Origin of the sequence: Cohnella sp. GbtcB17, assembly GCF_019091135.1 — a bacterium.
Classification (GTDB): domain Bacteria; phylum Bacillota; class Bacilli; order Paenibacillales; family Paenibacillaceae; genus Cohnella.
On sequence record NZ_JAGXJW010000017.1, the window covers coordinates 50,361 to 65,052 of the forward strand.

The following is a 14,692-nucleotide window of genomic DNA, read 5'->3' on the forward strand; positions in this document are numbered from 1 at the left end:
CCTCCCTTTCGACCGTCCGCCGCCTAGCCTTTAACCGAACCGATCATAATGCCCTGAACGAAATATTTCTGGACGAACGGATAAATGCAAAGAATGGGAACCGTCGCGACCACGATCAGCGAATACTTCAACAAATCGCGCAAGCCCTGCCTTGCCGCCATCTGATTCGCATCGACGAGGGCCGTCGCGTCTATCGTGTTGAGTATCAAAATATTCCGCAAAATGATCTGCAGCGGATACAGCTCGGGCGACTTGAGATAAATGAGTGCGTCGAAGTATGCGTTCCAGATGCCCACCGCATAGAACAGGATCAGGACGGCGATAATCGCCTTCGAGAGCGGCAGGACGACCCGCCACAAAAAACCGATATCCGAGCATCCGTCCAGCTCCGCCGCTTCGCCAAGCTCCTTCGGAATGGTCGACTGAAAAAAGGTGCGCGCCACGATAACCTGAAAGACCGACAGCGCGCCGGGCAATACCATCGCCCATCTTGTATCCAGAATGCCGACCGCCTTGACCGTGAGATATGTCGGGATCAGTCCGCCGCTGAACAAAATCGTGAACACGAGCAGCATCATGATGAGGTTGCGCCCGACAAACGTCGATCTGGATAAGGGATAGGCGATAGCCACGGTCATGACGACATTGATGGACACGCCAAGCAGGGTATAAATTATGGAGTTCATATAGCCGGTCAAAATGGCCGGATTGGAGAAAATGACTTTGTAGCCCATCAGACTGAAGTCGACCGGCCACAGCCACACCTTCCCGCTGACGACCGCCTGTGCCGAGCTGAACGAAGAGCTGACAATATAAATGAGCGGATAGAGGACGGCGACAAGTACACAGCAGAGAAAGATATAAATTAACGCAAGGAAAACCCTGTCGCCGACCGATTCGCGGATTGCGGTTGCCCGGTTCATGTACGTCCCCCCCTTACCACAGACTGTTGTCCGATATTCGCTTGGCAACGGCATTGACACTTATCAGCAAGACCAGATTGATCAGGGAATTGAACAGATCGACCGCGGAAGAAAAGCTGAAATTCGCGCCTAGCAGACCGATCTTGTATACATAAGTGGAAATAACTTCCGAGGTGCTCACGTTAAGCGGATTTTGCATCAGGTATACTTTCTCGAAGCCGACGTTCATGATTTGCCCGACGCTGAGGATCAGCAGGATGATGGCCGCAGGCGCAATGCCCGGAATATCGACGTGCCTCATCTTCTGAAGCCTTGACGCGCCATCCACTTTAGCCGCCTCGTACAGCTCGGGATTAATGCCGGCCAAGGCGGCCAAGTAGATCACCGCGCCGTAGCCGATCCCCTGCCAGACGTTCGACCATACGAAGATGCTCTTGAAATATCCCGGCGAGCCCATGAAATTAATCGATTCGAAGCCAAGGCCTTGTACAATATGATCCACGAAGCCCAGACGCGGCGAGAGGAAAATCATGATCATGGAAACCATGACGACGGTCGAGATAAAAAACGGAGCGAACGTCACCATCTGAATGGTCTTCTTGAACTTCACCCGCCTGATCTCGTTAAGGGCGAGCGCGAGCACGATCGGGGCTGGAAATCCGACGACAAGCGAGTACAAGCTGATCCCCAGCGTATTTTTGATCAGCAGCCAAAAGTTCGGCGACTGGAAAAAAGCTCGGAAGTGCTTGAGCCCGACGAACTCGCTTCCCGTAAATCCCTTCACGACGCTGTAATCCCGGAACGCGATCTGGGCCCCGTACATCGGAATGTACTTAAAGATGACGATGTAGGCCATCGGAGCCGCGACGAGCAGGTATAGCTGCCAATGCCGTTTGATCCCCCTCCACATGCGTCCGGCAGCAAGCCCTCCGCTCCTCTTGTCACCTCTGCGTATGGTATTGCCGCGTACGCCCATAACGCCGGTATTTTTCATCTGCCCGTTCACGCCCTTTCCCGATGCTCGTATTCGCCTGGCTTGGAATGGCCTAACCATATCGAACGCCGGCCGAGACCGTCAACGAACAGAAATCTACGGACGGACATCATTCTACAAGCGCTTTCAAAACTGCGCGTTTTGGCCGTCGCTCATCTTTCGCGGACCGATCAATATTCTATTTGGAAGAAAAAAAGCCCTGTCCGGAAGGCATCTCCGGATCAAGGCTTGTTCAATGCTGTTGTTTGTAGGTGTCGTATGCGTGCTGGTGAATCTCGACGTACCGGTCGAGCTTCAACTGCTTCAGACCGTTCACGTAATCTTCCCAGTCGGCGGCCGTATCCTTCACGCCCGTAATAAACTGAACCAGATTTCTTCGGATATAATCGTTGATCGGCGCTTTTAATCGGGCGGCTTCCTCGGCTGCGGCCGTATCCATAAAAATATAGGACGGGTACACCTCGCGCGGCTGCTTGTCCGCATACTTTTGCAGCGTCTCCACGTAGAGCCGATGCTCGTAGCCGATGAACGAATCGGGATCCTCGGACACGGCCCAGGATTCTCTGAGATTTCGATCCCGATACAGCACGCCCATCTGGGCCCAGATGGCGTTTTGGGTGGACGACTTGGAAAATTCGGGATCGAGCCAATATTTGGCGGGTTTCCCGTGCTCGTCATACTCGCCGGGCTCACCTTTTCGCCACCACTTGTTTTCAGGTCCCCACTCGTTGCGGATCGTCGCCTCCTCTGTCATCAGGAAGTCGGCCAGACGTATGGCGGCAGCCGCTTCGGCAGCCGTCGCTTTGTCGGTGACGGCAAAGGCCGCGCGGTCGTAGGAACCGAAGTAGCCTGCCGCCGTATAGCCGGATGGGCCGATCAAGGGCGGAACCGCCTCGTATTCGCCGTCCCTGCTGCCGGCAATGCCGTCGAACACCATCCGAATATGTCCGGAGGTGACCGCGCCTAGCACGTTTTCCTGGCGCGACGCCGTCTCCATGAGCCCGTCGAGCGATTGGGTGAACACGTCCGGGTCGATTAATCCTTCGCGGAACAGCTTGCTCATATATTCGAGCCCTTCCCGCCATTGCGGCTGGATGGCGGCCATTCCGACGCGGCCGTTTTCGATGTAGAAGTAATCCGTGTCCGTATTATAAATAAAAGGGCTCATAAGGAAACCCGTAATTCCCGTATGCCAGCTGTTCATGGCGCCGCTGAGCGGAATTTCGTCCTGGAGGCCGTTCCCGTTCGGATCCTCCATTTTAAAGGCGCGCAGCACCTCGTAAAGCTCCTCCGTCGTCTCGGGCATTTTCAGGCCAAGCTTGTTCAGCCACGTTCGATTGATCCACAGCTTTTGCGCGTACCAGCAATGGAAGCATTCATTGACGGACGGCAGCGCGTAAATATTGCCGTCGGGCGCCGCGATCGACTGCCTGAACGCCGGATTGGAGCTGAAAATATCCTTCAATCGGTCGCCATACCGGTCGATCAAGCCGTTCAACGGAAGAAGAATGCCCCGTTGCCCGTATCGCACCTGCTCGTCCGTCGTCAGACTGCCGCTGAGAATGATCGGCGGATAGTCCCCGCTCGCGAACAACAGGTCTTCCGTCTCGTCCAGCTCGCCCGACTTGGCGATGACGAATTTGAGCGCGATGCCAAGCTTTTGCTCGATATATGCCGTGAACTGATTCGTATCCAATTCCTCTTTTGCAAGATCGGACCCGACCAATACTTCAAGCTCTACCCTTCGATCCGCAATCGGGAATTCGCCCGGCTCGCGAATGACCGGCTCGGCGCCGCGATTGAGGGATTGACCGTCCGACAGTCCCCAGGCTCCCCATCTCCATGCCGCGATGCCGATTAACGTGACGATAACCGCAGCGATCGCGATGAATACGATCGTTCGACCTCTGTTCATCATCCACCTCCTGGCTGGGCTCGCGACGCATCGGCCGGCAGGCGCGCTCACTCCCGCATTCGACTCCGATAATCCTGCGGCGGCAATCCCTCCGTCTTGCGGAACACGCGGCGAAAGGTTGCGGAATTCGGGTACCCCACCCGCTCTCCGACTTCCTGAACGGAATCGTCGGTGCGCGCGAGCAGCTCCTTGGCTTTGCCGATCCTCACGGACGCCAGAAAATCAAGAAAGTTTTCGCCGAACGTTTCTTTGAACAATCTGCTCAGGTATTTGGAGCTGACGTCGAATTTATCGCTCAAATAATCGAGCGACAAGTCCGGATTGGCGTATTCCTTCTCAATGCAATCCTTAATATCCTGCAACAAAGGATAATGAGAGCGCGGCGAACGCATGTCCTGCAGCCGCTTGAAGCAATGGTCAAGCGTCTCGTAAAGCGCCAGGCTCAGCTCTTCCAGCGTATCGAACGACTCCATCCGGACGCGCAGCTCTTCCAGCGCCTGCCGGAAGATCCGGTATTCCTCTTTGGACCCGCTCGAATGGTGAAGCTCCAGATTGGCGAACAGATAATGGATCAGCTTGACGATCTCTGCTTTTACGGGCTTGTCCAAACGAATATCGCTGAAAAACTGTCCGAACAGATCGCGCCATTTTTCTTCGCCGAGCCGAAAAGCAGTCGAGATCTCGTGAATCGTGCGAAGGTGCTCATGCTCGCTTTTTTGCCGCTGATGCTCGGCGTCCGAGTAGCGGATGACCCGGTTCGTGCCAAGCACGGCCTTGAAGTGCAAGAGCGAGCAAGCCTCTTCATAGGAGGAGCGTACTTCTTCAAGCGAGCCTGTCGTGCGGCCGACGCCGACGGTTACGGTGAACTTGAGATTTCTGGCGACCCAGTCGACGATCGAATCATAGACGGGCGACAGTTCGCTTGCCGCATTTTGAAATAAAACGACGGATAGCTGGATGGGAGACGTCCATTCCAGCCAAGCGACCGTGCCCGGCTGCTGCAGCATTTCGTTGACGACGCTGCTGACGACGAACTTGAACAGCGAGCGGTCCCGTTTGCTGTATGTAAAAAATGCCTGTTCCGCATTGTCCACCTCGATCACGAGCGCCTTTAACGTATGAAAGGCCGGCATTTCCAGACCTTCAAAAGGTGTCTCGGACAAATCCCCCTTCTCGTAATCGCCGTAGATCAGAACGTTAAAAGCATGCTTGCGCTTCAGCACGGCCGCTTCGCTGAATTCTCGCTCGGCAAGCTTCGACTGCGCGACAAAATTGTTGACAGCGGATTCAATAAAGGCAAATTCGTCCGCCGCCACGCTTCCGGCCGAGCCGTTCCCGTCCAGCAGCGAATGATTCAGCTTGACGACCAGCTGTTCGAGCGGCTTGTAATTCGCCCGCGCTACATAGACGGTAAGCAGCAGTCCGACGGCAAACACGAGGACGCCGACGCCGAACCAGACGCTGGAGAACGCAGACGTAGAGCTGGCCAGCAGTCCGCTTTTCATTCCGCTCTCCACCGTCCAGCCGGTGTAATCCGATGTGAGGCGTGTCATGACTTTGCGGTTCGGTTCGAGATTGTCGCCGTAGATCGGCTGCCCGTTCCGGCTGAAAATGTTAACGAAGGTGGTGGACTCGTCGTATAACAAGGACACGTTTGCCTGAATGGCGGAAACGTCGATGTTTATCACAAGGATTCCTTGCGAGCCGGAATTGACCGGAACTTCGTGGACGACGCTGATGACGCGCTTGGCGCTGCGGGACGCAAGCTCCCGATAATCCCGGACATCGCTCCAATGCGTCCCTAATCCGAGGCCGGAGAAAGACTTCGCAAACGCCTGATCATCGAAGGCATCGATAGGTTTGCGTAAATTGCCCGAGAGGATCGTGCCGTCGCCGTACCTGTACAAATAAAAAGAATCGATCAACGGCACTTCCTGCTTCAGCTCGTTAAGCCGCTCGAGCACTTCATAATTCAAATAAATATTGCGGGAATCGGATTCCTCGAAGTAGTCGGACAGCAGCTTGTTGTTCAGCAGCTCCCGGATGACGAGGTGGTCGACCGTCTTCAACGATACATGGACAGATTGCAGCAGCTGGGCGGTGAACGCTTGGCTGGAAGCCTTCGCGTTCTGTCGGTTCTGTTCGACGATCGCCTGAAGGAATATAAAAATCAAAAAAGAGAAAACGATCAGAAAGAGCGGAATATGCGACCACATCATCCTCCGGAGCCATGTTTTGCTCATTCGCCCTCTCCCTCGAATTCTTTCTTTCTTAAAACTGAATGCATGAACGTTTGTTTGCTTATCTCTACTATATATAAATTTAATGTAAAATATATATAAATTTCATAATCCTTAACTTCTTAGCTATGACGCGAATTATCGTAATGGCATATAAAAAAATGAAAGTTACTGACAGTTCGTTCTTCAAGCCAAATTCCCGGCATGCAAAAAAATCTTGAACACCGTCCAAGGAGACGAATTCAAGATCTTAGAAATTTAAGGTGGCTAGAGGAAACGATGTCCCTTTATACTCGCGTTGAATCGATCAGCTTGAGCTGACAAGTGATGTGGCTAGATCTACTTCACAAATTTGACGGCCGTTCCATAGGAGCAAATGCTGACGGTCGCATCTTTAACAAACTCGGCCGTATAGCGAACGCCAATAATGCCGTCCGCTCCTAGCTCTTGGGCCTCTTTAACCATTCTTTCCGTAGCCGCATCGAATGCGGCATCCTTCATATCTGTGTACGATCTGATCTCCCCGCCCTTTATCTCTTTTAGCGAGGCCATAATATCTTTGCCAATATGCTTTGAACTAACAATAACGCCTCTTACCAGTCCGACGATCTCCACATTTTTACCGGGTACGTTATCGATTGTAGCAATCAACATGATTATCCATCTCCTTTTTTTAGAGCGAGGCCGTTTGCCGGGCAGTCGCCCGCTGGCGACGGGACTTGCGGAAGAACAGCAGCTCGTAGATGCAAGGCACGATCACTAGCGTGAGTAGCGTAGCGACGATAAGGCCGCCGATAACGACGATGGCGAGACTTTGCGAGACGATGCTTCCGCTTTCCGACACGCCGAACACGAGCGGCAGCATAGCGCATACGGTCGCAATCGCAGTCATCAGAATGGGGCGCATCCGGGTGCCTACCGCTTCCAGCAGCGCTTCGCGGATCGTCATCCTTTCTTCGTTGTGCTTCACGCGGTCGATCAGCACGATCGCGTTCGTGACGACGATGCCGATCAGCATGACGACGCCGAAGATAGCGGTGAAGTCCGGCGTCACTCCGGTGACGATCAGGCCCAGCACCGCTCCGATCGGCACGAACAAGATCGAAGCGAGAATAGCGATCGGCGCCCGCAGCGTCTTGAACGTGAAGACCATGATCAGGTACACGATGCCGATAGAGATGAGCATCATGGCGAACAGGCTGGAGAAGTCGGAAGACTGGTCGGCGGAAGCTCCGCCTACGTAAATTTTGACGCCTTCCGGCGGCTTCACGTCTTTCATCTCTAGCGATATTTTCCCGCCGACGACGGATAGCTTGTTCGGATCAACCGTCGCTGTAACGCGAATATAGCTCTTCCCGTCTTTATGGTAGAATTCAGTCGGCTTCTCTTCCTTGACCCACTTCGCTACGCTGGATACCGGCTTCGAACCGGCGTCGGTCAGGACGGTCAGGCCATCCAGATCGCGCTCGGACTTCGGAGCAAGCACCGGTTGGACGGAGACGTGCAGCGAGCGGCCTTCCGACTGTACCTCGCCGATCGGCACCGGATTGAGCATCCCTTGCAGCTGGGAGGCGATGTCTCCTGCATTGGCTCCGGTCGGATTCACTTGCAGCGTATACACCGTCTTTTTCTCTTCCTGGTTCGTTTCGACTTTGAGCACATCCGGAATCGGCTTGATCTTGGCGACGATCTCGTCAGCCGTCTTCGTCAGCAGGCCGGGATCGTCTCCGGATACGTCAACGAACACGCTCGTGCCTCCCACGCCTCCGAAGCTGGCATTTAGTTCCGCTCCCGGATAGTTCGGGCGCTCCGCCTTGACGGCCTCGACGATCTTGTCGGCGCTGCCCCCTTTCTTCACCTGCAGCAAATAAGATACGAGGGTCGGCGATTGGACGCTTCCGTACTTGGCGGCATCGGCGCTGTTGCCCAAGCTCATGTTGACCCACTCCTGGCCCTCCTGCTTCATCAGGAACGCCTCGAGCTTTTTACCGTTTTCGAACACTTGATCCGTCGGGGTATCCGGCTTGTATTCGAGCGTCACGTTAAGATTCGTGGCGTCGGAAGTGTCGATTGCGCCCTTCGGCATCGTGAAGTAGACGCCAACGGAGCCGATCAGCAGCACGAACGCGAGAAGGATCGGTAGCCACTTGTGCCGCAAATTCCAGTGCAGGAACGCCGCAAACCGCTTGGATGGCTGATGCTCCTTGATCGACGCCTTGCGTAGAACGCCGGCGCTCAAGAGCGGAATGACGGTCAGCGCGACGATCAGCGACGACAATAGCGAATAGGTGACGGTCAAGGCGAACGGCAGCAGGAACGATTGAAGCGAACCGCGCAAGAGCCCCATGGGCAGAAACACGGCGACCGTCGTTAACGTCGAAGCGGTGATCGCCCTCGACACTTCCTTGGTGGCGTCGACGACGACCGATAGGGAGAACGACTCCTTCTGCAAGCGGCGGAAAATGTTCTCAATAACGACGATGCTGTCGTCCACGAGACGTCCGACCGCGACGGCGACGCCGCCCAACGTCAATATGTTGAGCGTGATGTTCGACAAATCGAGCAGATACAGCGTCATGGCCAGCGACAACGGGATCGAGACGATCGTGACGAGCGTCGCCCGGATGTTGCGCATGAACAGAAGGATGACGATCGTGGCGAACAAGGCGCCCATGAGCACTTCTTGCATCATGCTGTTGACGGAATGGACGACCTGCTCGGACGTGCTTATCATCAGCTTCAGCTCGACATCCCGGTTATCCTCGTTCATCTGCTTGATGATCTTCTCCACGCCTTTGCCCACGCTTACCGCGTTGGAACTGGCCGCTTTGGATACGGTGATCATCAGCGAGTCCTTGCCGTTAAGACGATTGATGCTTTCCTTGTCGTTCAGCAGTTTGACGTTCGCCACGTCGCCCAGAGCGACTCCGTTTGCGACCGGCAGCTTCTTCAGCGACTCGATGCCCTGAAGGTCGGAGGCGACATTCAGGTTGACGACTGCCCCGTCCAGCGACAACTGGCCGACGGAAGACGAGGCGTTGCGACCTTGCAGCACGGCGTAGAGAGACTGAAGCGGTATTCCTTTGGCCGCCAGCTTCTCCATGTCCGGAAACACGCCGACGCCGGGCAGCGACTTGCCGGACAGTTGAATCTCGCCGGCTCCGTCGATCGAACGGAAGGCGTCGATCGCCTGCTGTTCCAGCTTTTCCTTCCGCGCCTCGCTTGTCCCATCTGCAAACGTGAGCGAGACGAACGAGATCGGAATCATGGACGTGTCGAACTGTACCACGTACGGAGGCGACATTCGCTCCGGCAACTGCACGGCATTCACCGCTTGCTCGACATCCGCTTTGGCTTGCTTCATGTTTGTCTCGGTATCGAAGACCAGATTAATCTGGGAGAAGCCGTCTCCCGAAGTCGAGAACGTATCGGCCTTGCCCTTAATTGCCGACAATGCTTGCTCCAGCGAGTTCGTCACCTGCCGCTCCATCGTGGCGGCGTCATACCCCGGCCCGATCACGCTAACCGTTACCTGCGGGCTGTCCGACTCCGGCATAAGTTCCATGGGAAGCTTGAAATAGCTAAAGATTCCGATGCCGAGCACCATCACGACAACAATCGAGATAGCCGCTTTGTTGCGAAATACGCCTTCTAAAAATCTTTTCAACTTATCTTTCTCCTTCCGATCCCTGTCTATAGGTGTCTGTTGCTCAATTCCTATGCTACCAACCTCAATGAAACGGAACCTTAACGAATCGTTTAACAACAGATTAATGATTCCCAGCGTCGTTTAGGTTCTGTTAAAGTGAATGTGCTACCATGGACAAGGGTGAAAACGATGACAAATGTATCCGATATTCGTATCGCCATCGTCGACGACGAGCCGTCGATTGTCACGATGCTGCAGATGGTTCTGCGCAGAGAAGGGTTTCATCAGCTGTATGCGGCTTCCACCTGCGCGGAAGCACTCGACCTGGCGGCGACAGTGTCCCCCGATATCGTTCTTCTGGACATTATGCTCCCGGACGGCAGCGGCCTGGAGCTCTGCTCCAAACTTCGCGAATACGGGAATCCGCATATTTTGTTTTTGTCTGCTAAAGCTTCCGATCTCGATGTCCTCCGTGGCTTCGCGATGGGAGGAGACGATTATATTACGAAGCCCTTCAATCCCCTGGAGGTGGCCGCAAGAATTCAGGCGCGCATTCGCCGTCTGGAGCATGAAGCTCCCGCGGCAGGTCCGGGAATGCGGCTTGAACCGGGGATTTATCGGTTCAGCCGCTTCACCGTCAACGAGGCAGAAGGCGAGTTGATCGTCGACGGACAGCCGGTTCCTTGCCCTGCGCAGGAATTCCAGCTGCTGTTGCACTTCTGTAAGTTTCCCGGGGTCGTATTTTCCAAGACGCAGCTCTACGACAAGGTATGGGGAATCAATGGGCAGGGCGATGACTCGACGGTCATGGTGCACATCCGGCGCATACGGGAGCGGATCGAGATCGATCCCGGCAATCCGAAGCAGTTGCTCACCGTACGGGGGCTTGGTTACAAGCTGGTGAAGGAGACGCAGGAGCGATGAGGATGCAGCATCGTATGGCTTTCCATTTCACTTATCAATTGATCTTCTACGCCCTGCTGATTGTGACTATTACTTTAGTTGCTCTCACCCTGTTCTTGCAGAGCATGTCGAACAAAGAGCTGCGTCGGAATTTTCCGGTTGGCGCCTTGCAGTTGATCGCGCAAGAAGCCCAATTCAAGGATGGAACCATTAAGCTCTCCCCCAAGTGGAACAAATTAATCGAAGAGAAAGGAATGTGGCTGCAAGTAGTCAGTGCCGGAGGCGAAGTGATTTACGCCGTCAATACAACTTCGTCCCCTGATCTGCCGACTTCCTACGCCACCGCTCAATTGCTCGAGATTCAAGAGACACGGGCGTTTGGGACGTATGCCGTACACACCGAGCTCAATTTTTCATTCAAAGAACCGCTTCTCTACATGCTGGGCTACCGTAGCTCCGAACTTAACCAACTCGTTGCCTGGATCGATGCCTACGGACAACATGGAACCGTACGGAGCGATGCGATTCCTGTCTTGGACCGGATTCTGAGCGCAAGCGGCAGTTATTTGCAGATCATCGACGCCGAGAGTCATACCCTGCAAGCCATAGGCGATGAAGCATTCGCACAGAAAGCCTATCGTCCGCTGGATATTCTGGCCATCGAGCAATCGCTCAGCAACTACGATACGAAAATTGTCGCCCACAGGGATAATCCGAGCGGAATGACCTGGATTCTCTATGCCCCCAATCCCTCTGGCGCTCCTCTAAAGCATCCGGTTCTGGGGACGACAACTCGTGAACTTATCTGGTTTGCCGTTCTGATCCTGCTGTTGGCTGTGTCCATCTCCGCCTGGCACGGCTACCGTTACGGTCAGCCGCTTATTCTGTTCGCAGGCTGGTTCGAACGTATGGACCGAGGACAGTACGACCAGGTACTGACCGCCAAGGATTTGCCCAAAGTATTTCGCCGCAATGGCAAGCTGCGAATCCGTTACAGGCTCTATAAGGAAGTCATTGAATCCTTCTATCGGATGACGCATCAATTGGCTCAAGCGGAGAAGGAACGGATAAGGCTGGAGAAGGCGCAAACGGAGTGGATGTCGGGGATCTCCCACGATCTGCGCACGCCACTAGCTACGATTCAAGGATATGGGTATATGCTCGAGAGCTTGCCCGCACAATGGAGCCACGAAGAGCTGCGGATCATGGGCGCGACGATCCGTGAGAAGGGGGATTATATGCTCGAGCTGATCTCCGACTTTTCTTTAATTCATCAGCTCAAACAAGGAAAATCGATTATGGAGCTCCGGGAGATGGATTTGGATGAACTCGTGCGTCGCTCCGTACTGAAGTATGTCAACGACACCACGATGTCCGACTATCAATTTCTCTACGTGGGGAATGAGCATCCCATTCCGATAAAGGCAGACGAGACTTGGCTGCAAAGGCTGATGGACAACTTGCTGTCCAACGCTGTAAAGCATAACCCTCCGGGCGTAGTCATCACCATATCGATCAGCAAGGAAAACAATATGGCATGCATCAAAGTAATCGATAACGGCAAAGGAATGGACGAGGAAACGCTGCATCATTTGTTCAACCGCTACTACCGGGGGACGAATACGGAAGAATCGACGGAAGGCTCCGGGCTCGGGATGAGCATTGCCAAAACGATCGTAGAAGCGCACGGCGGCGAAATTCAGGTGTATTCCAAAGTGTGGCAAGGCACGAAAATCGAGATCCTGTTGCCCTGCTGACAGCGTAGCAGCATTGGAAATATGCCCTGTGGAACATATGCAAACTCGCAGGTAATGATCCATTAAAAATAGGCAAGTGCTGAGAGTTACCCTCTCGACACTTGCCTATCGGTTTACAGCAATGATTTTTGATAAGGATGGCGGATCAAGAAAACTTCGATCGCATCTTGGTTATAACGATAAAACACTTTGTAAGGATCCGACTTGCCCGGCCTTGTTGAGAAAAATACGACTCGATGATTACCACCAGATGCTCGGCGATCCCAGACCAACCATTTTCCTCACGCCAAACATCCAGCCTGATAAGGGATTGTAACGCTGTTTGCTTCCAAATCATTTTTCATTGTTGATTGCGACGCGCTAACTTTTCCAGCACTTCCTGCTTGGAAAGAGACGGATTATCCGCATTCATGGCATCCAGCAACAACATTTCTTCTTCCGGGTCTGTTACTTCATATCTCCCAGACTGGCTTATTTCATCAACTTCAAACAACATAAACTTACGGCTTCCAACCTGGATATAAGTCTCACCGCTGATGATGGCGTTGGACAGTTCTTCGTTGTTGAGTTTGAGAAGCTTCATGCGGATTCCTCCCTACGGAGTTATGAGCTAATCATAACACACTCGAACAAAAAGTTTGAGAAATCTTACTGTCTTAGTTTAAAAAGTAAGCGTCGAGTAGCTCCCACCTTACTGGAATGTGATCCGTTTCTCCATTATAGGGAGGCTGTCGGCCGAAACGTAACGCGAAAATATTCGGATCGGGATGAATTTGTTCGTCACTCCGGCTTAAACGCCCCTTCCGAATGGGAAGCTGCGTTGCCGATCACATCCCCAACATGCAAAAAGCCCCCGAATCGTCGCAAGGACGTTCAGGGGCTCGTTCATGTTAAAGGTGGTGCGGTCGAGAGGACTCGAACCTCCACGGGGGGTTAGCCCACTGGAACCTGAATCCAGCGCGTCTGCCAATTCCGCCACGACCGCGTATCCATCTTGTTCGATTGCTCTCGCAAGACGATAAATTAGATTATATAGACCGATGTGCGAAATGTAAAGCTTTTTTTTCGGTAACCATTTCTCCGGCTCTGTCGTCTTATACGGGTAAACCAAAAAACGGCATAGCAAGCTTGCGCAGCCGGCTGCAAGAGGAGACGCACCATGCGATTAAAAACGCGATTTGCCCTATTGTCGATCGTTCTGATCATCGCGATCGTCACGTTCAACACCGCATTCGTAAAAGCCTACCATAGCCGGTTTCCGATCCTGGAGCGTCTGTTCTACAGCACTTCTGCAAGCCACGGCGCGGGCGAGCCCGCAAACGCCGACTATTCGCCCTATCCCGGCCTCCAGGCCGGCGCCGACGAACCGAACGGGCACTATTACCGCAATCGTGTGCTCGTGCTTATGTACCATGACGTCTCCGCAGCGCCGACAGACGTCCGCTCGCTGTCCGCGGCGAAGTTCGAACGCCAGCTTCGGCTCATGAAGGACAACAACTTCCATTGGATCTCGATGCGTCAATACCGGGACTTTATCCTTCACCGCCGACCCGTGCCCGACAACGCCGTTTTGCTGACGTTCGACGACGGCTACGAATCCTTCTATAAATACGCCTATCCGCTGCTCCAGAAGTATAAAGCGCCTGCCGCCAGCTTCCTGATCGTTGACACGATCGGCAATTCAAAGATGCCCGGCGTGGAGAAGCTGAACTGGGACCAGGTCAAAGAGATGCATCGCGGAGGCATCGACTTTTTCAGCCATACGTTCAACTCCCATTACTACGGTCCGACGGACGCGCACGGCAAGCACCCGGAGCCGGCGCTCTCGAGCCGGCTGTACCTGAAGGACAAGGGACGCAGGGAGACGGAAAACGAATACGAAGCGCGGGTCGATGCGGATCTGCGGCAGGCCAACGACGTATTGAAGCGGGAGCTCGGCGAAGACAATCACGTGCTCGCCTTCCCGTACGGCGCCTTCTCCAAGCCGCTGCTGCAAATCTGCAAAAGCCGCGGCATCGACGTGACGCTGACCGTCAAAAGCGGCTTGAACAAGCCCGGGCAGACGAACGGCTTTCGGCTTAACGCAGGCGGCATGAGCAACGATCCCGAGCTTCAGCTCGCGCTCATGAAGCAAGCGAAGCAGCGGCTTGGCCATGCGCACTTCGACCGGTCGCCTGCGTACAAACGCATCGCCATCGGATCGTTGGCCGCGGCGGCCGTCATCTTCGCTGCGTGGCTTTATGTCGGCATCGCGCTGCTTCGGCGTCGCGGAACGGCATCCACCCCTCCACCGCCCGCGGCTTCGCGCTAA

At 54.2% G+C, this 14,692-nt stretch carries 10 protein-coding genes and 1 tRNA gene; 3 read left to right on the forward strand and 8 right to left on the reverse strand.

Going from position 1 to position 14,692, the window contains the following annotated elements; translation table 11 throughout:
* Nucleotides 1-23 precede the first annotated feature (23 nt).
* From KVT38_RS11440 to KVT38_RS11465, 6 genes are all read right to left on the reverse strand, one after another.
* The gene (locus tag KVT38_RS11440) at nucleotides 24-923 is read right to left on the reverse strand and encodes a carbohydrate ABC transporter permease (RefSeq protein ID WP_217593847.1); all 900 of its coding nucleotides are present in this window, start codon (nucleotides 921-923) and stop codon (nucleotides 24-26) included.
* Nucleotides 924-936: 13 nt separating this feature from the next.
* Nucleotides 937-1,833: an ABC transporter permease gene (locus KVT38_RS11445; RefSeq protein WP_254639169.1), complete on the reverse strand. Its 897-nt coding sequence runs from the start codon at nucleotides 1,831-1,833 to the stop codon at nucleotides 937-939.
* 316 nt (nucleotides 1,834-2,149) lie between these two features.
* A complete protein-coding gene (locus KVT38_RS11450) occupies nucleotides 2,150-3,832 on the reverse strand; it encodes a type 2 periplasmic-binding domain-containing protein (protein ID WP_217593848.1) in 1,683 nt (560 codons plus the stop codon).
* 47 nt (nucleotides 3,833-3,879) lie between these two features.
* A complete protein-coding gene (locus KVT38_RS11455; protein WP_217593849.1) occupies nucleotides 3,880-6,075 on the reverse strand; it encodes a helix-turn-helix domain-containing protein in 2,196 nt (731 codons plus the stop codon).
* Nucleotides 6,076-6,411: 336 nt separating this feature from the next.
* Nucleotides 6,412-6,726, reverse strand: coding sequence for a YbjQ family protein (locus KVT38_RS11460; protein ID WP_217593850.1), 315 nt, complete (start codon nucleotides 6,724-6,726; stop codon nucleotides 6,412-6,414).
* A 19-nt stretch (nucleotides 6,727-6,745) separates the two neighbouring features.
* Nucleotides 6,746-9,739: an efflux RND transporter permease subunit gene (locus KVT38_RS11465; RefSeq protein ID WP_256454828.1), complete on the reverse strand. Its 2,994-nt coding sequence runs from the start codon at nucleotides 9,737-9,739 to the stop codon at nucleotides 6,746-6,748.
* Between the two features lie 171 nt (nucleotides 9,740-9,910).
* On the opposite strand from KVT38_RS11465, the gene KVT38_RS11470 reads away from it, so the two are divergent.
* Complete coding sequence (locus KVT38_RS11470; RefSeq protein WP_217593851.1) at nucleotides 9,911-10,645, forward strand: response regulator transcription factor; 735 nt, start codon at nucleotides 9,911-9,913, stop codon at nucleotides 10,643-10,645.
* 2 nt (nucleotides 10,646-10,647) lie between these two features.
* The gene (locus KVT38_RS11475; protein ID WP_254639161.1) at nucleotides 10,648-12,381 is read left to right on the forward strand and encodes a sensor histidine kinase; all 1,734 of its coding nucleotides are present in this window, start codon (nucleotides 10,648-10,650) and stop codon (nucleotides 12,379-12,381) included.
* 340 nt (nucleotides 12,382-12,721) lie between these two features.
* Here the strand turns inward: KVT38_RS11475 and KVT38_RS11480 are convergent, their stop codons facing one another.
* Nucleotides 12,722-12,964, reverse strand: a complete 243-nt coding sequence (locus tag KVT38_RS11480) for a hypothetical protein (protein WP_217593853.1) — start codon at nucleotides 12,962-12,964, stop codon at nucleotides 12,722-12,724.
* Between the two features lie 314 nt (nucleotides 12,965-13,278).
* Nucleotides 13,279-13,366 (reverse strand) — tRNA-Leu (locus tag KVT38_RS11485).
* Nucleotides 13,367-13,540: 174 nt separating this feature from the next.
* Here KVT38_RS11485 and KVT38_RS11490 point away from each other — a divergent pair.
* Entirely contained in the window at nucleotides 13,541-14,692 is a 1,152-nt protein-coding gene (locus tag KVT38_RS11490) for a polysaccharide deacetylase family protein (protein WP_217593854.1), read from the forward strand.